Source organism: Pseudonocardia sp. MH-G8, assembly GCF_002262885.1.
In the GTDB taxonomy this organism is placed as follows: Bacteria; Actinomycetota; Actinomycetes; order Mycobacteriales; family Pseudonocardiaceae; genus Pseudonocardia.
Genome location: NZ_NKYF01000016.1, coordinates 44,273 through 66,462 on the forward strand (window position 1 = coordinate 44,273; position 22,190 = coordinate 66,462).

A 22,190-nucleotide genomic window follows, 5' to 3' on the forward strand; every position below is an offset into this window, starting at 1 on the left:
GGGACGGGCGGGTTCACCGCCACGCCGCCGCGGCCTCGGGGTAGAAGTCCTCGAAGAGACCCAGGTCGGTTGCCTGGGCGTAGCGCGGGTGGCTGCGGTGTTCGGGAAGGGCGCGTGCCTCGCGCAGGCCGTAGTAGCCGGGGGCGCCCTCCGCGCGCGTCCCGGGGCCCGGGCCGCCCTGAAGGACCCGTTCGAGGTTCGCCACGAAGACCTCGTGGGCGGCCTCGACGAGGTCGAGCATCACGTCCTCGAACACCGCGTCCGGACGTACCGGGAAGCGCCGCTCGGCGAGCACCGGTCCGGTGTCGACGCCGGCGTCGACCTCGTGGAGGGTGGCGGCGAACTCGGGCTCGCCGTGGAGCACGGCGTACGCGACGGTGGCCACCGGCAGCCCGCGATAGCCCGGCAGCGGCCCGCCGTGCACGTTCAGGATGCGCAGCCCCGTGCCGAGCATCCCGGCGCGGAACAGGAACGGGTTGTCGATCGACCACACGATCCCGTCCGTGCACGCGGCGGCCAGCTCGCCGGCCACGGCGTCGAGCTCGTGGCCGTCGGCCACGCGCCGGGCGGGGTGCGGCCCGGGCGTGGCACGGGGCCCGCTGCACACGAGGTCGACGGTGTGTCCCCTTTGCGCGGCGTGCTGCACGGCGCGCCCGAGCAGCGCCCCGTCCCCGACGAAGATCATGTCCGCTCCCCCTCGATCGATTCCCGGGTGGCGCCGCGCAAGGGCCCGAGCAGGACCGCGGTCAGCACCGCCACCCCGGCCATCACGGCGTTGTAGATCCACAGCGCGTCCGCGGCACCGACCAGCGCACCGGCGATCCCGGCCACGACGGCCCCGACCGCGGCCCCGGCCATTCCCTGCGCCGAGAACAGGCTGTTCACCCGCCCCAGCAAGGCGTCCGGGCTGCGCAGCTGCAGCAGCGTGTAGCGCAGGACCTCCTCGAGCGCGTTGGTCGCTCCGGCCGCGACGAACGCGGCCAGCACGAGGAGCAGCGTCGGCGCGGCTCCGGCGGCGGTGTAACAGCCGAAACAGGCGACCATCAGGCCGAGCAGCAGCAGCCCGGGACGGGTCCGGTCGCGCACCCAGCCGCTGCCCAGCGACCCGGCGACGAGCCCGACCGAGAGCGCCGAGTAGATCAGCCCGACGGCGACGGGCGACCCGCCGAACCGGGCATCGACGAACGCGGGCACGAGCACGACGGAGCCACCGCCGAGCATCCCGACCAGGCCGGCGACCATCACGCCGCGCACGACCGGCTCGCGGGCGACGAACCGGGCACCGGTCCGCAGCGCCCGCAGCGGGCTCTCCTGCTCGGCCGGCTCGGCGGCCTCGGCGGGTGCCGGTGTGCCGGTCCGGCCGCCCGTCCCCGGCGGCGGGCTTGCCAGCAGCAGCACCCAGGTCAGGAGAGCGGCAACGGCCCCGGCACCGTAGTTCCAGGCCGCGGACGACACCGCGAACACGAGCCCACCGACCGCCGGGGCGAGCACCGAGCCGAGCCGCAGCGACACGGTGTTGAGCGCGCCGACCGCGTGCAGCTTCGCCCGGTCCACGATGGACGGCATCACGGCCAGCATCGCCGTGAGGCACACCGCCCCGGACAGGCCGTTGATCGCGACGAACACCGCCGTCAGCACCGTCGAGGAGACCCAGACGGCGTTCCCGGCGAGCGCGGCGAAGGCCAGGCCGCTCACCAGCCAGCTGACGATCACCAGCCGCCAGCGATCGACCCGGTCGGCGAGCACGCCGCCGCCGAGGAACCCGACGAGGAACGCCACCGACTCGACCGCCGCGACGGCGCTGACGGCCAGGGTGGACCCGGTGCGGGCGTAGACCTCCAGCGGCACCGTCACCAGGACGACGCCGACGCCGGACAGCAGGATCGTGCGGGCGACGAAGAGGTTGCGGAACGTGCGGTCGTCGCGCAGGGGGCTCAGGTCCAGCAGCACCGCGGACGCCATCAGGCCGGCCCCTCCCCAGCCCAGCGCGCCAGGGTGGCGACCCAGCGGTCCGCGACCCGGGCGGCGAGGTCGTCGTCGAGCACGCCCGCAGGCCAGGTGAACGTCGCCTCGAGCGCCGGAGCGCCGCTCGGGTCGCCGGTCTCCCGCGCCACCGCGTCGACCGCGAGGCTGTGCCCGACCCGGGCCTGCGCGGCCTTCCCCACGTGCACCGCGCCCGCTTCGGGAGCCGGACCCCAGCCGTCGGCGGACTCCACCCGCTCCCGGCCGGTGCGGCCGAGGTAGTTCAGAGTCACCTCCGCCCCGGATTCCGGGATCCGCGCCGGCCCGGTCGGCGGGTGGCGCAGCAGCCCGTGGCCGATGCCTCCGCGCGGGATCTCGGCGAGCGCGGCGGCGACCGGCGGGATGCGGGTCGCCGCGTCGGCCGCGCCGGTGCGGGCGTCGACGCGCACCGGAGCGGTGGTGGCGAACCGTCCGACCGTCCGGGCCAGGTCCAGCGTGGGGTCGAGCTCCTCGACCCGGCCGTGGTTCTCCAGGTCGACGAGCACGTCGCCGTCCACGTCGAGGGCCGAGAGCGCCACGCCGAGCGCGGCGAGCAGCACGGCGTCGGCACCGGTGCCGAACCGCCGCGGCAGGTCGACCAGGATGGCGCGGCCCAGCTCGGCGGGGCAGTGCACCCGTGTCCGGTGCAGGTCGGCGTGCACGTCGGTGCCGTCGCGGGGCCGGCGCACGGGCAGCGGGGTGACGCCTGCGAGGACCTCCCGCCAGTGTTGCGCCTCCGCCGCCACCTGCGGTGAGGCGCCGTGCTCCGCGAGCCGGTGCGACCACGCCGCGAACGAGGTGCCCTCGGGAGCCGGCGTGTTCCCGTCCCGTCCGGACAGGGCCCCGAACCGGGAGATGTCCTCGGCGAGGATGCGCCACGAGGCGCCGTCGACGGCGAGGTCGTGGGCCAGGACGAGCAGGCGGCCCGGCTGCTCGGGCCCGCGGTCCAGCCGGACGAGCCGCAGCATGCCGCCGGGACGGGCGTCGAGCGCGTCACGGGCGGCGAGGGCCTCGCGGCGGATCAGGGCGCGCAGCGGCGTGACGCCGAGCCCGGCGGCGTCGACGGTGCGCACGTGCGCAGCGGGGTCGAGCCGCTCCGCCGGGGCGACCCGCAGGTGCTGCCACCGCCCGTCGGCGCCGACGACCAGGCCGGAGCGGAACACGGGGTGGCGGCGCAGCAGATCGGCGGCCAGCTCGACGAGCGCGGCGTCGGTGAACCAGGACGGGGAACGCACCGCGGCGCCCTGGTGGTGACCGGTGATCGGGCCCTCGAGGGCCTCCAGCCTGCGCATCGCCGGGGTCGGGACGATCACGGTGTCGGTAATGGGGTCGGGGACCGTGACCTCGGTGACGGCGTCGACCTGCTCGGCGAGCCGGGCCGCGGTGGGCGCCGCGAACAGGTCGCGGACACGCACGGCGAGGCCGTCGCGGCGGCAGCGGTTGGCGATCTCGATGGCCAGGAGGCTGTCGCCGCCGAGGTCGAAGAAGTCGTCGTCCACCCCGACCGCGTCGACGCCGATGACCTCCGCGAACACCGCGCAGAGCGTGCGTTCGGTCGGCGTCCGCGGCGGGCTCGCCGCCGCGGCGGTCAGGGGTGCGGGCTCGGGTAGCGCGGAGACGTCGAGCTTTCCGTTGACGGTCAGCGGCAGGTGCTCGACCACCGCCCACAGCGTGGGCACCAGGTAACCGGGCAGGGTCCGCGCGACGGCGGCCCGGACGTCCTCGGCCCGGGCATGCGCCCCGACGAGGTAGGCGGCCAGCCGCCGCTCGGGACCGCCCGTGGCGACGACGGCGGCCCGCTCCACCCCGGGTACGCGGTCGAGCGCGGCCTCGATCTCGCCGGGTTCCACCCGGTAACCGCGGATCTTCACCTGGTCGTCCGAACGCCCCAGGAAATCCAGGTTCCCGTCCGCGCGCCGACGCACCAGGTCCCCGGTGCGGTACATCCGCCCACCCGGGCCGAACGGGTAGGCGACGAACCGCTCCGCCGTCGCCCCCGGCCGGTCCAGGTACCCCCGCGCCAGCCCGACCCCGGCGATGTACAACTCGCCCACCACACCGTCGGGCACCGGCCGCAACCACCCGTCCAGCACGTGCGCGCGGGTGTTCGTGATCGCCGTACCCACCGTCGACGTCGCGCTGTCCGTGGTGCCCGCGCCGAGCGTGTTGATCGTGTACTCCGTCGGGCCGTACAGGTTGTAGCCCCACGTACCCGGGGTGTCGCGCAACCGAGCCCAGATCGACTCCGGCACCGCCTCCCCACCCAGCAACACCAACGGCGGCACATGCGGCCCGTCCAGCAATCCCGCCGCGAACAGGTGGTGCGCATACGTCGGCGTCACGTTCACCACGTCGACCCGCTCAGCAGCGCAGTAGGCCACCAACCGCTCCGCATCGCGACGCAACTGCTCGTCGCACACGTGCACCTCGTGCCCCTCGACGAGCCACAACAGCTCCTCCCAGGACATGTCGAACGCGAACGACACCGTGTGCGCCACCCGCAGCACCCGGTCCCCCGCCGCGGCCACCGTCGGCGCGAAGATCTCCCTACGGTGGTTGACCTGCATGTTCGTCAGACCGACGAACGGCGTCACCACACCCTTGGGCCGCCCCGTCGAACCGGACGTGAAGATCACGTACGCCGGGTGCTCCAACCGTCCTCGCGTGCCCGGCGCGAACGCGCCCAGCTCGCCCGGGGTCAGCGGATCCCCCGGCACCCCGTCGAACACGGCGGCGTCGTCGACGCGCAGCTGCGGCACCCCGCTGAACCGCGGCCCCGCCACCGCGTCCGTGACCAGCAGGCGCGCGCCGGACTCGGCGAGGATCTCGGCGAGCCGGCCGTCGGGGTGATCGAGCTCGAGTGGCACGTAGGCGGCGCCCGCGCGCAGCACCGCGAACAGCGCCACCACCATCTCCACCGACCGCGGCAACCCCAGCGCCACCACCTGCTCCGGGCCCATGCCCCGCGCCCGCAACACGCGCGCCAGCCGCGACACCCGCGCGTCCAGCTCCGCGAACGACACGCGCGCGTCCCCGCACACCAGCGCCGTCCGCTCGGGGCATCGCGCGGCGCGTTCCGACAGCAGCTCGGCGACCGTGACGTCGCCGAGCGGGATCTGCGCGGTCGCGGCCCGCTCGTGCTCGCGGTCCCGGTCGGCCGGGGACAGCACGTCGACGGCGCCGACCCGGGTGCCCGGTGCACTGGCGAAGGCGCGCAGCACCTCGACGAAGCGGGCGGCGAACCCGGCGACGGTGGCCTCGTCGAACAGCTCCGTCGAGTACTCGACCACACCGGTGAGCAGGTCCGGCGAGTCCTGGAAGTTGAACGAGGCGTCGAACTTGGCGGTGCCGGTGCCGACGTAGTCCGCGGTGACCTCGAGGTCGGCGAACTCGGGCACGGCGTAGTTCGCGTCGCCGGACAGGCACACCAGCATCACCTGGAACAGCGGGCTGCGCCCCGCGGCGCGCGCCGGTCCGACCGCGTCGACCACGTCCGCGAACGGCACGTCGGGGTGGTCGTAGGCCTCCACGTCGCAGGCGCGGACCGCGTCGAGGAGCTCGGCGAGCGTGCGCTCGGGGCGTGCGTCGACCCGCAGGGCGAGGGTGTTGAGGAAGTAGCCCACGGCGTCGTCGAGGGCCGGGTCGAGACGGGTGGAGATCGGGGTGCCGACCACGACGTCGGGGCCGTTGCCGTGGCGCGACAGCAGCACCGCCAGCGCGGCGTGCAGGAGCATGAACACGGTGACGCCGTGCGCGCGGGCGGTGCGGTGCAGTGCCGCGGTCAGGTCCGCGCCGACCTCCACCGGCACCTGCGCGCCGGCCCCGCTCGCCGCGGCGGGCCGGAGCCGGTCGGTGGGGAAGGTGCACTCGGCGGGCGCACCCCGCAGGTGCGCGCGCCAGAACTCCAGCTGCGCCGCGGCCGACGTCGGCGCACCGTCGGCCAGGCAGTCCCGCTGCCAGTCCGCGAAGTCGGCGTACTGCACCGCCGGGGCGGGAAGGCCACCCGGCTCCCCTGCCCTGCGCGCCCGGTAGGCCCGCTCCAGGTCCTGGCGCAGCGGCCGCCAGGACCACTCGTCGACGGCGATGTGGTGCAGCGTCAGGACGAGCACGTGCTCGTCCGGCGCGAGCTCCAGCAGCGTGAGCAGCGCCGGGACCTCCGCGGTGAGGTCGAACGGGTGCCCGGCGGCCGTGGCGATGCGCGCGTCGAGGCCGCGGGCGTCCACGCGCTCGCGGACGATCCGGCGCCGGGCGACCTCCGGGCCGAGCACCACGGCCTCCGGGCCTGCAGACCCGTCCTGCAGGACGGTGCGCAGGATCTCGTGCCGGGTGAGCACGTCGCACCAGGCGGCCTCGAGGGCGTCGGCGTCGAACGGCCCGTGCAGCCGCAGCACGTTGGGCACGTTGTAGACCGCGCTGGGCCCGGTCATCCGGTGCAGTGCCCACATCTGCCGCTGGCCCGCGGACAGCGCGCGGACATTGCCGGTGCGCGAACGGGGACGCAGCGGCGGGCGGGTGGCGGCGGCGGGCTCCGGGACCGGGCCGTCGAGGAGCTCCGCGAGCCGGGCCGGGGTCCGCGCGTCGAACACGTTGCGGGGGCGGATCGCCACGCCGGCCTTGCGTGCGCGGTTGGCGGCGGTGAGCGAGGAGATGCTGTCGCCGCCGAGGGCGAAGAAGTCGTCGTCGACGCCGACCGTGTCGACGCCCAGCACCTCGGCGAACACCGCGCAGAGCGTGTGCTCGGTCGGCGTCCGCGGGGCGCGGGTCCCGCCCGTGGCCACCGGCGCGGGCTCGGGCAACGCCGCCACGTCGAGCTTGCCGTTGACGGTCAGCGGCAGGTGCTCGACCACCGCCCACAGCGTCGGCACCATGTAGTCGGGCAGCGTGCGGGCGACGGCGTCACGCACGTCGCCCGCGTCGCCCGCGCCGACGAGGTACGCCACCAGCCTGCGCTGCCCGGGCACCTCGGGGTGCGGGCGGGTGACGACGGCGGCCTGGGCGACACCGGGAACGGCGGCGAGCGCCGTCTCGATCTCGCCGGGTTCCACCCGGTAGCCGCGGATCTTCACCTGGTCGTCCGAACGCCCCAGGAAATCCAGGTTCCCGTCCGCGCGCCGCCGCACCAGGTCCCCGGTGCGATACATCCGCCCACCCGCCACGAACGGGTCCGCCACGAACCGCTCCGCCGTCAACCCCGGCTGGTCCAGGTAACCCCGCGCCAGCCCGACCCCGGCGATGTACAGCTCCCCCACCACACCGTCGGGCACCGGCCGCAACCACCCGTCCAGCACGTGCGCACGGGTGTTCGTGATCTCGGTGCCGACCGTCGACGTCGGGCTGTCGGCGGTGCCGGCGCCCAAGGTGTTGATCGTGTACTCGGTGGGGCCGTACAGGTTGTAGCCCCACGTACCCGGGGTGTCGCGCAACCGAGCCCAGATCGACTCCGGCACCGCCTCCCCACCCAGCAACACCAACGGCGGCACGTGCGGCCCGTCCAGCAACCCGGCCGCGAACAGGTGGTGCGCATAGGTCGGCGTCACATTCACCACGTCGACCCGCTCAGCAGCGCAGTAGGCCACCAACCGCTCCGCGTCCCGACGCAACTGCTCGTCGCACACGTGCACCTCGTGCCCCTCCACCAGCCACAACAGCTCCTCCCAGGACATGTCGAACGCGAACGACACCGTGTGCGCCACCCGCAGCACCCGGCCACCCGCTGCCGCCACGGTCGGGGCGAAGATCGCTTCCTGGTGGTTGACCTGCATGTTCGTCAGCCCGACGAACGGCGTCACCACGCCCTTCGGCTTCCCGGTCGACCCCGACGTGAAGATCACGTACGCGGGGTGGTCGAGGCGCCCCGGCGTCCCCGGCGCGAACGCCCCCAGCTCCGCGTCCGAGAGCGGGTGGTCGGGCACGCCCGCGAACACCTCCGGCTCGTCCACCCGGACCTGCGGGACACCCGCGAACCGCCGTCCCGCGGTCGCCTCGGTGACCAGCAGCGCCGCGCCCGACGCGGTGAGGATCTCGGCGAGCCGGTCGTCGGGATGATCGAGCTCCAGCGGCACGTACGCGGCCCCGGCGCGCAGCACCGCGAACAGCGCCACCACCATCTCCACCGACCGCGGCAGCCCCAGCGCCACCACCTGTTCCGGACCGACCCCGCGGGCCAGCAGCACCCGCGCCAACCGGGACACACGCGCGTCCAGCTCCGCGAACGACACCCGCACCTCACCGGCCACCACCGCCGTCCGCTCCGGACAGACCGCCGCCCGCTGCGCCAGCAGCTCCGCGATCGTCACGTCGCCGAGGTCGCGGACCTGCGACTCGGCCCGCGGCGTGGTCGGGACGGTGATCGCGGCGAGTGGCCGGTCGGGCTCGGTGACCAGCGTGGAGAGCACGTGGACGAACCGGTCGAGCAGCGCCCGCGCGGTGGCCCCGTCGACGGCCTCGGGGCGGTGGTCGAGGGTCAGCTCCATGTCCGCGAACGGGTTCACCGCGAACGACAGGGGGAAGTGCGAGTCGTCGATGGTCTCGACGTCGGCCATGTCGTGGCGTCGCGCGGCGTCGGCGAAGGCCTCCCAGGCGTTGCGGAGCGTCAGGAGCGTGTCGAAGAGCTGCGGCCGCCCGACCGCCTGCTGCACCTGCCCGAGTCCCAGGTACTCGTGGTCCATCAGGGCCGCGCGCTGGGCGCCGAGGCGGCGCAGCAGCGTGCCGGCGGTGTCGGTGGGGGCGAGCCGGACCCGGACCGGGACGGTGTTGAGGAACAACCCGATGCCGTCCTCGATGCCGCTGAGCTCGTCCGGCTGCACCACGACCGGCGAGCCGAGCACGACGTCCGTGCCGGCCGTCAGGTGGCCGAGCACGACGCCGAGGGCCGCGGTCAGGACGGTGTTCACCGTGACCCCGTGCTCGGCGGCGCACGTGCGCACCTGCTCGGAGAGCGTCGCGCCGAGCGTGGTGCCGACCCGCTGCGCCTCGCGGGTCCACACCCGGTCGGCGCCGCCTGCGGCGAGGGTGGGGCCTTCCAGGTCGGCGTAGGCCGCGGCCCACGCCGCGCGCGAGGCCTCCTGGTCCTGCGCGGCGGTCCACCGCAGGTAGTCCGCGTACCCCGCGCCGGTGGACGGCTCGCCGCCCTCGTAACCGGTGAGCAGCTGGTCGACGAACCGCATCGCCGACGCCCCGTCGAAGAGCTGGAAGTGGTTGGTGAGCACCAGCCGGTCGGAGCCGTCGGGCAGGTGCAGCAGCTGGACCCGGAAGAGCGGCGGTGCGTCCAGCGCGATCGGGCGGGCCCGGCCGGTCCCCGCCAGCCGCCCCGCCTCGGCGGCGTCGGCGACCCATTCCTCCTCGACGAGCCCGCGCGGCAGCCGCGCGCGCACGAACTGCACCGGCCGCCCCCGGTCGTCGGTCGTAAAGCCGGCACGCAGCAGCGGGGTGCGCCCGACCAGCTCCTGCAGCGCCTGTTCCAAGCGCGCGCCGTCGAGGACCCGGCCCAGGGTGAAGGTGTTCTGCAGGACGTAGAGTCCTGCCGCACCAGCCCCGTCGGCGTCGGTGTCGCTGTCGGTGTCGCTGTCGGTGTCGCTGTCGGTGTCGCTGTCGGTGACCGACTGGAAGTACAGGCCCTCCTGCAGCGGCGAGAGCGGCCAGACGTCGGTGAGCGGACCGCCGGTCCCGGCGCCGAGTGCCGTGACGTCGTCCGCGGTCATGCCGAGCAGCTCCCGCAGCGGGCCGGCGGGCGGGGCCGGCCGGTGCGCGCGCTCGGCGGTGGCGACGGCGCGCGCGATCCCGCGGGGGGTGCGGTGCACGAACACGTCCGACGTCGAGACGGCCAGACCCGCGTCGCGGGCGGTCCTCGCGACCCGGGTCGCGAGGATGCTGTCGCCGCCGAGGGAGAAGAAGTCGTCGTCGGGCCCCACCCTTTCGTGCGCCAGCGCCTGGCCGAAGGCGCGGCACAGCCGGCGCTCGGTGTCGCCGACCGGTTCCTGGACGGCCCGCTCGCCGCCGAACCGCGGCGCCGGCAGCGCGGCCCGGTCGAGCTTGCCGTTGACGGTCAGCGGCAGGCGCTCCAGGACGACGATCGCCGCCGGGACCATGTACCCGGGCAGTGCGGCGCCCAGCGCCTCCCGGACGGCGGCCGGGTCCGGGGCGTCGACGTCGCGGCCTGCGACGACGTAGCCCACCAGGCGGCGCGCGTCCCCGCTCGTGGACACGGTGGCAACGGCCTGCGCCACCTCGGGCAGCGCCAGCAGGGCGGCCTCGATCTCGCCGAGCTCGATCCGGTAGCCGCGGATCTTCACCTGCTGGTCCGCCCGACCGACGAACTCCAGCTCGCCCGACCGGGTCCAGCGGGCCAGGTCGCCGGAGCGGTAGATCCGCTCGCCGGGCCGCCCGCCCGGTCGGGCCACGAACCGCGCCGCCGTGAGGCCGGGGCGGTCCAGGTACCCCTGGGCGAGCTGCGGGCCGGCCACGTACACCTCGCCCACCACGCCGGGGGGCACCGGTTGCAGGTGCCTGCCCAGCACCAGCACCTCGGTGCCGGGCAGTCCCGTTCCCACCGGGCTGGCCCGGTGCAAGGTGTCGGCGGGGGTGATCTCGCGGTAGGTGGTGTGCACGGTCGTCTCGGTGATCCCGTACAGGTTGGCCATGCGCGGCGCCTGCGCCGGGTGCCGGGCGAACCACGGCCCCAGGGTCGTCGGGTCGAGCGCCTCACCGGCGAACACGACGTAGCGCAGCACGGTGGCCCGCGACCCGGAGGCCAGGTCGTCGGGCTCGTTCGCGGCGAGCCCGGAGAACGCCGACGGGGTCTGGCTGAGCACGGTCACGCGTTCGGCGGCGAGCAGCTCCCACATCCGCTCCGGGCTGCGGACGGTCGCCTCGTCGACCACGACCAGCCGCCCGCCCAGGGCCAGCGCACCCCAGATCTCGAACACCGAGACGTCGAAGGCCACCGAGTGGAACAGCGTCCAGACGTCGCGCGGCCCGACGTCCATGCGCCGGGTCGCCCCCGCGAGCAGGGCGAGCACGGCCGAGTGGGGAACCTCCACACCCTTCGGGGCGCCGGTCGAACCGGAGGTGTAGATGACGTACGCGGGCTGCTCGCCCGGGACCGGCACCGGCGGGGCCGGACGCGCGGCCGCGCGCGCCGCCACCACCGGGTCGGCGTCGAGCACCAGCACCTCGGTGCCTGCGGGACCCGACACCGCCGGGTGCGCGGCGGCCGTGGTCAGCAGCAACCGCGGTGCGGAGTCGGCGACGATCCGGTCGAGCCGCTCGGCCGGCGAGGCGAGGTCCAGCGGGACGTACGTGCCGCCGGTGTGCAGCACGGCCAGCAGCGCGACGACCATCTCGGCGGAGCGGGGCACGGCGATCGCGACGCGGTCGCCGCGCTGCACGCCACGGTCGCGCAGCACGGCGGCCAACCGACCGACCCGGTCGTCCAGCTCGGCGTAGGTCACGTGCCGGCCGTCCACCGTGAGCGCGCTCGTCTCGGGGGCGGTCGCGACGCGGCGCGCGAAGGTCTCGGCGAGCGTCCCGGGCGCACCGGCCACGGCGGGCGGCGGCGGCGCCGCGACGGTGGCGGCGAGCACCGCACGGTCGGCGACGGTGTCGACCCGCAGCGCCGACAACCGCCGCCCCGGGTCCCGCGCGAGCACCTCCAGCACGGCGCTGAGCCGGTCGACCAGCGCCTGCGCCGTCGGCTCGTCGAACAGGTCCAGCGCGTACTCGACGACGCCGTGCAGCACCGGGTTGCCCTGCGCCGTCGCGGTATCGAAGAAGCCGAAGGAGGCGTCGAACTTGGCCGTTCCCGTGTCGACCCACTGCGGCGCCACCTCGGCGCCGGCGAGGGCCGGCTCGCCGCGCGCCGGATCGGTGCGCAGGTGGACCAGCTCGACCTGGAACAGGGGGTTGTGCGTGGCCCGCTGCGGACGGACGCGGTCGACGACGTCGTGGAACGGCACGTCGGCGTGGGCCATCGCGGCGAGGTCGGCGCTGCGTACGCGGTCGAGCACCTCGTCGAGGGTCGGGTCGCCGCCCAGGTCGACGCGCAGCGCGAGGGTGGTGACCAGGAACCCGACGAGGTCCTCCAGCGCGGTGCCGGTGCGAGCGGAGACCGGGGCGCCGATGACGACGTCCCCGCGCCCGTCCCCGGCGCCGTGGGCGTCGAGGAGCACCGCGAGCGCCCCGTGCAGCAGCATGAACATGCTGATGCCGTGCGCGTCCGCGACCTCGCGCAGCCGCCCGGCCAGCGGGGCCGCGACGTCGAACCGGATCTGCGCGCCGCGGCCGGTCGCCACCTCCGGGCGGGGCCGGTCGGCCGGGAAGGTCGTGACCGGCGGGGCGCCGGCGAGCGCCCGGCCCCAGAAGTCCAGCTGGGCCGCGGCGAGTGCGGTGGGCGCCCCCGGCGGGCCGATCCGCTCCCGCTGCCATGCCGCGTAGTCGCCGTGGCGCACCGCGAGCTCGGGGAACCGCGGCGCGTGCCCGGCGCGCCGTGCCGCGTAGGCCGTGCCGAGATCGGCGAGCAGCGTGCGGTAGGACCACTCGTCGACCGCGATGTGGTGCACCACCATCGTCACCACGTGCTCGGTGGGCGAGACCTCGGCCACGCAGGCGCGCAGGGGGGCCTCCCGCTCCAGGTCGAAGCAGTGCCGCAGCACCGCGTCCGCGGATCCGTCCCCGTCGAGATGCAGCGCCAGCTCGCCGGGCGCGTGCACCCGCGGGAGCACCTCGGCGTCCTCGGACTCGTGGTAGGTCGTTCTCAGGACCTCGTGGCGGGCCACGACGTCGCCGAACGCCGCACGCAACGAGGCGCGGTCCAGGGGGCCGCGGACCCGCCAGGCCCGGGGCACGTTGTACGCCGGGCTCGGACCGAGGATCCGGTACAGGCTCCACATCTGCCGCTGGCCTGCGGAGAGCACCGCGGCGCCCGGCTGCCTCCCCGCGATCGGCGCCGGCTGCCCGGTCCCGCGGGCCGCGTCGAGGCGCGCCGCGAGCTGCGCGACCGTCGGGGCCGCGAACACGTCGGCGACGCCCAGCTCGGTGCCCAGCCGCTCCTGCAGCCGGTTGACCAGGCGCAGGGCGGCGAGCGAGTGGCCGCCGAGTGCGAAGAAGTCGTCGCCGGGTGCGGCCGGCGGCTGCCCGAGCAACTCGCCCACCAGCTCGCCCACGACCCGCTCGGTCGCCGAGCGCGGTGCCGCGGCCGCCGCCGACCGCGCCAGCGGGATCGCGGCGAGGGCCCGGCGGTCGAGCTTGCCGCCGGGTGTCATCGGCAGCGCGTCGCCGACCGTGAAGCCCGCGGGGACGATCGCCGCCGGCAGGCGCCCGGCGAGCCAGGCCCGCAGCTCCTCGGGCGCAACACCCGCGCCGGCCGCGACGACGTGGGCGACGAGACCGGGACCGGCGGGGAGCTCGGTGCGCAGCTCGACGGCCGCCGCCGCCACCGCGGGGTGCTCGAGCAGCAGCGCCTCGACCTCACCGGGCTCGGCCCGGACCCCCCGGATCTTGACCTGGTGGTCGGCCCGCCCGATGAGCCGCACCCGCCCGTCCGGGGTCCACATGCCCAGGTCACCGGTGCGGTACAGGCGCCCGCCGCTCCCGTCCGGGTCGGCGACGAACCGCAGCGCGGTCTCGCCCGCGCGCCCGGCGTAGCCACGGGCGACCTGCGGCCCGCCGACGTACAGCTCGCCGACGACGCCGGCCGGCACTGGGTTGAGGAACCGGTCCCTGATCTGGACGGTGCTGCCCGCCGTGGGCGCACCGGCGGTGACGACCGGATCGTCCGCGTGCACCGGGCCGGCGAGCACGTCCCCCGCGACCTCCGACGAACCGTAGGAGTTGACCACCGTGGAGCCGGGGGCCGCCGCGGCGGCTCGCCGGGCCGTGCCCAGCGGCAGCGCTTCGCCCGAACAGATCCACCGGCGCAGCCCGCGGACGTCGCCCGCCCCACCGCCGTCCGGCTCCGTCAGCGCCGACACGACCGACGGCACCGCCGTGAGCGTGGCCACGCCCTCCCGGGCGATCAGCCTGCCGAGCTCGCGCACGTCGGTGGCGGTGACGTCGCTCGCGACGACGACCCGCGCGCCGCCGAGCAGCGCGCCGAGGAGCTCGGTGAGGCCGTCGATGAAGCTGATCGAGGACTTGGCGACCCGGGTCTCCCCCGGTGCCACCGGCCACTCGACTCCGGCCCAGGCCAACCGGCAGGACAGGCCCGCGTAGGTGCCGAGCACGCCCTTCGGCCGCCCGGTCGAGCCGGACGTGTAGACGAGGTAGGCCGCGCTGCGGGGGTCCGGCACGTCCCTCGCGTCGGGAGCGGGGCCCGCGGCGGGCGCGTCCGCGGGGTCCAGCCGCACCGCGTCCGGCGGCGCCCCGTCGAGCTCGGCCCCGGGGCGGCAGATCAGCACGGCGGGAGCCGCGTCGTCGAGCATGAACGCGACGCGGGCCCGCGGGTAGCCGGGGTCGACGGGCACGAGGGTGGCCCCGGCCTCGAGGACGGCCAGCACGGAGACGACGAGGTCGATCGACCTCGGCAGCACGACCGCCACCCGGGTCTCCGCCCCGGCGCCCGCCGCCCGCAGCCGGGCCGCGAGCCGCTGCACCCGCGCGGACAGCTCGCCGTAGCCCACGGTGTGCCCGTCGTGCACCAGCGCGGACGCATCCCCGTGGGTGCGCATCGCCGCGCGGAGCCGCTCGGTGACCGGCTCGGCCACCGGCGCCGCCTGCGGTGCTCCGGCCGCGACCTCGGGACGCAGCAGGGTGGCGAGCGGGCGGTCCGGGTCCTGCCCGGCGGCCACGAGGAGCGCGTCGAGCTCGGCGAGCAGCCGGTCCACCAGCTCGCCCGTCAGGTCGGCCCGGGCGTAGGTCGCCTCCACGTCGAGCCCGGCGTCGGTGAGGAAGACCTCGAGCGCGAGCGGGTGCTGCGCGGTGCCGTTGTCGGTGCGCCGCCAGGTCGTGCGCACCTGCGGCAGCTGCGGCCCGTCGATCTGCTGGGTGAGGAAGAGCAGCTGCGCGTCGAACAGCGAGCCCCCGTGCGCGCCGCGTTCCGGGTTGAGCCGCTCGACGAGCAGGTCGTAGGGGTAGCGCTGGCGGGCGAACCCGTCGGCGGTCACCCCGCGCAGGCGCGCGATCAGATCCCGGAACGTGTCGCGCGGCTCCACCTGGGAGCGGAGCACCACGACGTTGCCGAAGTTCCCGGCGAGCTCGAGGGCGCCCGCCTCCTCGCGGTTCAGCACCGCGGTCCCGACGGCGATGTCGCCGGTGCCGCCGAACCGGCTGAGCAGCGCCGCGTAGCAGCCGAGCACCACGGTGTAGGGCGTCGCACCCAGTCGTGCCGCCAGCGTGCGCACCGCCCGGGCCGCGGCGTCCGACAGGCGCCGGTCGACCCGGGCGCCGGCCTCGGCCGCCGCGCTCCCGTCGTCCGCCGGGAGCCGGTCGAACAGCGCGGGTGCCGGGTCGGCCAGACGGTCGCGCCAGAACGCGAGGTCGGCCTCGTGGTCCGCGGCCGCCCAGTCCCGCTGCTCGGCATCGGCGAAATCGGCCACCTGCAGGAGGGGCGGGCTCGGGGTGACCGGACCGGAGAGCGCCTGCCGGTAGTGGCTCTCGAGGTCCCTGGAGATCGCGGCGAAGGTCAGGCCGTCCCAGGCGATGTGGTGCACCTGCAGCAGCGCCGTCCACCGGTCCGCGGCCTCGCGCACCAGGGTCACCCGCAGGGAGCTGTCCCGAGTCAGATCGTAGGGCCTGCTCGCCCGTTCCCGGGCCAGTACGCGCACCCGCTCACGTGCCGCCTGCCCGGCGCCGGTGAGGTCGACGGTCGTGAGCTCCCAGCTCAGCTCCTCGTGCACCCGCTGGAAGGGGACCCCGTCCTGCGCGTGGTAGGTCGTGCGGAACACCTCGTGGCGCGCAACGAGCGCGGTGAACGCGGCCCGGAGCGCGTCCTCGCGCAGCCGTCCCTCGAACGTCAGCTCGATGCACAGGTTGTAGGCGGTGCTGTCGGGCACGATCTGGTGGTGCAGCCACATCCGCCGCTGCGCGAACGACAGCGGGAACTCCGTGCGCCCGGAGCGCCCGCGTGGACCGGCCTCCGTCGCCCGCTCCCGCCGCAGGCCGGCCGCCGCCAACCGCTGGGCGATCAGCTTCCGCTTGCGGTCCTCGACACTGGTCATCGTTCTGGCCTTCCCGGATCGCACCGCTGCGTGTTCGTTCCACTGCTGTACGTAGTCGTTGCTGGTCAGCCGGTATCGCTGTGTCAGGGATCGAGCGCGTCCGCCACGCGGGGCTCCTCACGGCCCGGCGGACCGCGAGGAGCCGTCACGTCAGCTCGTCGCTCCCTCGAGGAACGGCAGGAGGGTGTCGACGCCGTACGGGATCGACAGCACCGACGGGGCCGACAGGCTCAGGTCGGGCAGCCAGTACGCCCTGCCGTCACGCACCGCGGGCAGGGTGCCCAGCCCCGCGTTCTGCTGCAGCGCCTGCTCCGGGGTCTCGCCGAAGGCGTAGAGCAGCACCACGTCGGCGTCGAGCTGCCCGAGGAGCTCGTTCGACACCAGGATCTGGGTCTCCTCGCTCTGCAGGTCCCGCAGGTAGGGCACCGGCTCGAACCCGAGCTCACCCATGAGCTGCACGGCCGTGGCGTCGCGGCCACCCGCGTAGGCCTCGGCCCCGTAGGCGTCGATATAGGTGAGCGTGCGGCCTGCGAAGCCCGGATGGGCGGCCGCCACGTCGGTGACGTAGCGCTCCGTCCGCGCCACGAGTTCGGCGCCCTCCGCCTCCTTGCCGAGCGCTTCGGCGATGAGCTCGGTCGACTCCTGCCAGGCGGGGGCGTAGGGCAGGGCCCCCGCCGGGAGCGCGACCGTCGGCGCGATCCGGCTCAGCGTGTCGTACCGCTCCTGCTCACCACCGGAGACGACGTCGAGGATGAGGTCGGGCTGCAGCGCGGCCACGGCCTCGTAGTTGATCTCGCGACCCATCACGGCGGGTGTGGCCGCGCCCAGCTCGTCCTCCGCCCACACCCCGACCCCCCGGGGGAAGTTGTACGGGCTCGCGATCCCCACCGGCACCTCGCCGAGCGCCAGGACGACATCGGCATCGGTCATTCCGAGGGTCACGATCCGTTCGGGCGCGCGCTCGACCGTGGTCGTGCCGAGCGAGTGCTCGACGCTCACCGGGAAGGCTCCCGACTCCGGGGCCGGGGCCGCGGCGGGCCCGCTCTCCGCCGGGGCCGCGGAGGAGCAGCCGGCGAGTGCCAGCGTGACCAGCACGGCTCCGATCCGGATCAGGGGGGACGTCAATGATCTCTGCATCAGGGGGAACATCCTCACTCCGGGTCGCGCCCGTCGGGCGTCAACGCCTGCTCGATCTCGTCGGCCGACAGCGACTCGATCTCGTCCACCACCTCGGCGACCGCATCCAGACGCTCGGGGTCGGCCGCCCGTAGAGCGACGGCGGTACCGCGGACCGTCGGGTGGGCGAACAGCATCCGCGCGGTGACGGCGTCGGTGTCCAGCAGCTCGCGCAGCCGCGAGACGATCACCGTGACCAGCACCGAGTCCCCGCCGAGGGCGAAGAGCGAGGTCTCCACCCCCACCGGGGCGCACTCGAGCACCGTGCCCCAGACCCGGGCGATCACACGCTCCAGGGCCGAGGCCGGCGCCACGTGGTCACTCGCGTCGTCGACCCGCTCGGCGGCCAGGCGGCGCACCGCCCGGCGGTCGACCTTGCCGTTGGAGGTGAGCGGGACCTGCTCGAGCGGGAGCACCGCCCGCGGCAGCATGTGCGGCGGGAGCGCCTGCGCCAGCCCACGGGCCACCGTGTCCGGCTCGGCCGGCCCGTGCACCGCGACCACCAGCACGGTGTCCCGCTCCCCGACCACGACGGCGACGGCGCGCTCCACCCCGGGGACCGCGGCCGCGGCCGCCTCCACCTCGCCCAGCTCCACGCGGAAGCCGTTGATCTTGACCTGGTCGTCGCGGCGGCCGAGGAACTCGACGACGCCGCCGGGCAGGTAGCGGGCCATGTCCCCGGTGCGGTACCAGCGCAGCCCGTCGTGCGCGACGAACCGGTCGGCGGTGCGTTCCGGGTCGCCCCGGTAGCCGTGCGCCACGCCGGCACCGCCGATCCACAGCTCGCCGGGCACGTGGTCGGGAACGTCGCGGCCCAGGTGGTCGACCACCCGCAGCCGCACGCCGTCGAGCGGGGTGCCGTAGGGCACCGAGCGCCACTGCGGCGCCACGTCGTCGCCCACCGCGCAGATCGTGGAGTGGATGGCGGTCTCGGTGGTGCCGCCCAGCCCGGCGAAGCCGCACCCGGGGACGCGCTCACGCAGCCGGCCGGGGAGGTCGGTGCCCACCCGGTCGCCGCCGAGCAGCACCTGGCGCAGGCCCGCATCGAGGTCGTGACCGGTGGCGAGCAGGGCGTCGAGCAGGGCGGGCACGCAGTTCAGCACGGTGACGCCGTGGGCGCGCACGAGCTCGGCCCACCTGTCGGCGTCGCGCTGCTCGCCTTCCGCGAGCACGACCACCGATCCGCCGACGGCGAGCATCGCGAACACGTCGAACACCGACAGGTCGAAGTCGAGCGCCGACACGGCAAGCGTCCGGTCGGCCGGCTCGAGCCGGAACCGGCGCACCAGATCGTCGATCGTGGCGACCGCGGCGCGGTGCGGCACCTCCACACCCTTCGGCTCGCCGGTGGAGCCGGAGGTGAACAGCACGTAGGCCACCTGCTCGGGATCGACCTCGACCGGCGCCGGGAGCGGCGGTGCGGCGCGGAGCTCGTCGAGCACCTCAGCGGTGACGGCGATCGTGTGCCCGGACACCGCCCTGATCCGCTGCACGCGGGCGGGCGGCTGCTCGATGCCCAGCGGGACGTAGGCGCCGCCGGCCGCGAGCACCCCGAGCACCGCGACGACCTGGTCGGGGCCGCGCGGCAGCGTGACCGCCACCGGGTCGCCCGGGCGGACGCCGCGTGCCACCAGGCCGCCGGCGACCCGCAGTGCGCGGTCGGCGAGCTCGGCGTGGGTGAGCGATCCACCTGCCCACTCGACGGCGGTGGCGGTCCGGCCGGGTGCCGCGGCGAAGAAGGACCCGTGCAGCGTGCCCGCGGGCGGGCCACCCGGCAGATCGGTGTCGTTGACCCGGTTCCGGACCTCCCGCTGGCCGGCCGGCAGCAGGTCACCGACGGGCTCCCGCCAGGCCCGGTCGTCGGCGAGCCCGTGCACGAGCGAGGAGAAGGCCGCGAACATCGCCTCCGGCACGCCGTCGGCGAGCGCGTCGGCGCGGACGTCCCAGTTCACCAGGATCCGCCCGCCGACCTCGGTGATCTGGGCGTCCAGCAGGACCTGCGGCCCCTGCGAGATCATCCAGACCGGGTCGCCGAAGCAGCGGCGCGCGCGTTCGTCGAACAGCTCGCCGAGGTCGAGCCCGCTGGTGAACACGACGGGTGCGAGCACCTGCTCGCCCGCCGCCCGGCCGAGGTCGCGCAGCACCTCCACGCCGGAGTACGCGGCGTGCGTGGCGTCGTGGTGCAGCCGGCGCTGCACGGCCCGGGCGCGCTCGACGAAGCTCGCCGGCTCGGTGAGGTCGATCTCCAACAGCACCGAGCCGGTGAAGTCGCCGACCACCCGATCGATCTCCGGGTGCACCGGTTCCCGGTCGAACAGCGGGACGTTGAGCAGGAACCGCGGGCGCGCGCTCCACGCGCCGACGACCTCCGCGTACGCGGTGGCCACCACCGCGGGCAGCGTCAGGCCGTGCCGGCGGGCCGCGGTGACCACGGCCGCGCGCTCCGCCCCGTCGAGGGTGAACGCCAGCCGCAGCGCCTGCGGCGTCACGTCCGGCCGCTGCACCTGCGGCAGCTCGGGCGCCCCGGGCAGATCCGCCAGCCGGCCCGTCCAGTGGGCCTTCGCCTGCTCGGCCGCTGCCCGGCGCGCCGGTCCGCGGGCGGCGAGGTACTCGCGGTAGCTCACACCCGGCGGGTCCGCCACACCCGCGGGACCGTCCTCGTAGCAGCGCGCCAGGTCGGCGAGCAGCACGCGGTAGCTCACGGCGTCGGCCGCGACCATGTCGACGTCGAGGTGCAGCCGGGCACCGTCGGGCAGCAGGCTGACCGCGGCCCGGAACACCTCACCCCGCTCGATCGCGAGCAGCTCGTGGGACATCTCGTCGCGCACGGCCTCGAGCCGCTTGCCGCGCTCCTCCGCGTCGAGATCGCGCAGATCGTGCACGACGAGGCCGTCCCACGACCGCGGCGGCAGGACCTCCTGACGCCCGTTGTCGGTGATCCGCGCCCGCAGCATCCCGTGCCGGTGCACCAGCGCCGCCAGGGCGTCCGTCAGCCGCTGCGGGTCCAGCCCGGGCCCGTCGAACTCGAGGTAGAGGTGCGGCGCGACGCCACCGAGGGGCTGGCTCGGGTCCCGGCCGACCCAGTAGGCGTGTTGGAGCAGTGCGAGGTCGAACTCCGAGCCGGGCTCCGCGGCCGGGGCGGCCGGGGCGGCCGGGGCGGCCGGGGCGGCCGGGGCACTTCCCGGCTCCCCGGCGGAGCCGAGCAACGCCGCCCACGCCGTGAGCGTCGGGGCGGCGGCGAGCTCACCGAAGCCGACGGTGCGCCCCTCCTCCCGCCACCGGCCCACCAGCCGCATCAGCGCGATGGACTGCAGCCCGACCTCGAACAGGTCGTCGGAGTCGCCGATCTCGCCGGGGTCCTCGTCGACCAGGTCCGCGATCAGGGTGCGCAGGTCCTCGAGCAGCACCGGATCCGCGGGCATCAGCGGGCGGCGAGCTGGTCGGCCGCGCCGGGAACGGGCTCCGCGGGGTCCGCACCGAGTGCGACGACGCGGTTGGCTGCGTCCACGTGCACCACGCGAGGCACGTGATCGGCGACCGCGGGGTCCGGGACCTGCTGGAAGGCCATGATGATCGTGAGGTGACCCGGGTGCACCAGGTGCGCGGCCGCCCCGTTGATCCCGATCACGCCGCTCCCCCGGGCACCCGTGATCACGTAGGTGGTGAGCCGCGCACCGTTGTCGATGTCGACGACCTGCACCTGCTCACCCTCGACGAGCCCGGCGGCGTCCATCAGGTCCTCGTCCACGGTGAGCGACCCGACGTAGTGCAGGTCCGCCTGCGTCACCGTCGCTCGATGGATCTTGCCGCTGAGCAGCGTGCGGTACTTCGTCACGGCCTCGCTCACGCCGGACACACCTCACCTTCCTCGGGACGGGCGCGCGCACCAGCGCGCGCGAGAGCAGCACCGGCAGGACCCCGGCCGGAGTGTTGTCGTGTCAGGAAACGGCGCCCGCCGGTCCGTCGCTCATCCGCGCCGCCAGGCTCGCCGGGCGCAGGTCGATCCAGACCGACTCGATGGCGGCGAGCACCTCCGCGCGGGTCGCCGGACCGTGGACGACCGTCCAACCGTCCGGCACGGGCGCGAACGTCGGCCACAGCGAGTACTGACGCTCCTCGTTCGCCAAGGCCACGAACTCGCCGGTCTCGTCGTCGAACGGGTTCGTCGTCACCCGGTCACTCCTCATGAGTCGCGATCAGCAAGGGCAGCCTAAGCACACATGAGGTGAGGGGAACTACTCCGAATGGGTGGTCGGACTGCTACTGCTGGTCAGCGCTCCATACGGGATTCGTGATGTACGACCGACTACTGCCTGCGAGCCTGGCGGCCGGTTGCCGCAGACGAGGGCACCCGGGGTGGGGCCCGACGTCATGATCGGCAAGTCGGCGCGTTCGCGGGTTGATTTCGCCCGTTTTCGCGCCGAACTATTGATCATGCCCATTCGCGGGGGCGCTACCGACCGAGAGCCTGCTGAGCGCCTGCGTCGGTGACGCGAGCCGTCGACCCGGGACCCATGCCGCAATGGGCAACTCGTTCAGCATCCTCCGGCTACCGGAGCCGCCCGGCGCCGAGGATCGGACGTCGCTCAGTGCGCGTCTGGCCGCTTCCTCGGCTGTCCCAGCTGAGCGAGCACGTCATCGAGATCGAACCGGAACTGCCCGCCGGGCGTGGTGGCGGCCGGTGTGATCCGGCCCTCCCGCACCCACTCGCGGACGGTCTCGGGATGCACCTGGAGGTGCCGCGCCAGCTCACGCGTGGTGATGAGCGGGCGACGACCGGTGGGCACCGTCCGACGGTAGGTAGAGCTTCCTGTCTCCGGTAGTTGTTCCCGGTCACTTACCGTAGGACATAGTGTATCACTG

General features: G+C 75.1%; 8 protein-coding genes. All 8 read right to left on the minus strand.

Features of this window, described 5'->3' with window-relative positions; translation table 11 throughout:
- Window positions 1-13: 13 nt before the first annotated feature.
- The 8 genes from CFP66_RS29080 to CFP66_RS48085 all read right to left on the minus strand — a co-directional run bounded on the left by CFP66_RS29080 (window position 14) and on the right by CFP66_RS48085 (window position 22,114).
- Entirely contained in the window at window positions 14-685 is a 672-nt protein-coding gene (locus tag CFP66_RS29080; RefSeq protein ID WP_094928393.1) for a formyltransferase family protein, read from the minus strand.
- Window positions 682-1,962, minus strand: a complete 1,281-nt coding sequence (gene entS / locus CFP66_RS29085; RefSeq protein WP_094928394.1) for an enterobactin transporter EntS — start codon at window positions 1,960-1,962, stop codon at window positions 682-684. The genes CFP66_RS29080 and entS overlap by 4 nt, the downstream gene beginning before the upstream one ends.
- Window positions 1,962-16,151 carry a non-ribosomal peptide synthetase gene (locus tag CFP66_RS29090; protein ID WP_094928395.1) on the minus strand — a complete coding sequence of 4,730 codons (14,190 nt, stop codon included), beginning with the start codon at window positions 16,149-16,151 and terminating at the stop codon, window positions 1,962-1,964. The genes entS and CFP66_RS29090 overlap by 1 nt, the downstream gene beginning before the upstream one ends.
- A gap of 150 nt (window positions 16,152-16,301) precedes the next feature.
- Window positions 16,302-17,288 carry an iron-siderophore ABC transporter substrate-binding protein gene (locus CFP66_RS29095; RefSeq protein WP_158228262.1) on the minus strand — a complete coding sequence of 329 codons (987 nt, stop codon included), beginning with the start codon at window positions 17,286-17,288 and terminating at the stop codon, window positions 16,302-16,304.
- 14 nt (window positions 17,289-17,302) lie between these two features.
- A complete protein-coding gene (locus tag CFP66_RS29100; protein WP_198961732.1) occupies window positions 17,303-20,749 on the minus strand; it encodes a non-ribosomal peptide synthetase in 3,447 nt (1,148 codons plus the stop codon).
- Window positions 20,749-21,162 (minus strand): aspartate 1-decarboxylase, encoded by a 414-nt coding sequence (gene panD / locus CFP66_RS29105; protein ID WP_094928511.1) that lies wholly within the window; start codon window positions 21,160-21,162, stop codon window positions 20,749-20,751. Before panD ends, CFP66_RS29100 begins: the two co-directional genes overlap by 1 nt.
- Window positions 21,163-21,265: 103 nt before the next feature.
- A complete protein-coding gene (locus CFP66_RS29110) occupies window positions 21,266-21,499 on the minus strand; it encodes an MbtH family protein (protein ID WP_094928398.1) in 234 nt (77 codons plus the stop codon).
- A 414-nt stretch (window positions 21,500-21,913) separates the two neighbouring features.
- The gene (locus CFP66_RS48085; RefSeq protein WP_158228263.1) at window positions 21,914-22,114 is read right to left on the minus strand and encodes a helix-turn-helix domain-containing protein; all 201 of its coding nucleotides are present in this window, start codon (window positions 22,112-22,114) and stop codon (window positions 21,914-21,916) included.
- Between the last annotated feature and the right edge of the window lie 76 nt (window positions 22,115-22,190).

Excerpts from the sequence above, each read along its gene's own strand:
- CFP66_RS29100 (WP_198961732.1), bottom strand. The coding sequence starts at position 20,749 with ATGCCCGCGGATCCGGTGCTGCTCGAGGACCTGCGCACCCTGATCGCG.
- CFP66_RS29090 (WP_094928395.1), bottom strand. The coding sequence starts at position 16,151 with ATGACCAGTGTCGAGGACCGCAAGCGGAAGCTGATCGCCCAGCGGTTG.
- entS (WP_094928394.1), bottom strand. The coding sequence starts at position 1,962 with ATGGCGTCCGCGGTGCTGCTGGACCTGAGCCCCCTGCGCGACGACCGC.
- CFP66_RS29080 (WP_094928393.1), bottom strand. The coding sequence starts at position 685 with ATGATCTTCGTCGGGGACGGGGCGCTGCTCGGGCGCGCCGTGCAGCAC.
- CFP66_RS29095 (WP_158228262.1), bottom strand. The coding sequence starts at position 17,288 with ATGCAGAGATCATTGACGTCCCCCCTGATCCGGATCGGAGCCGTGCTG.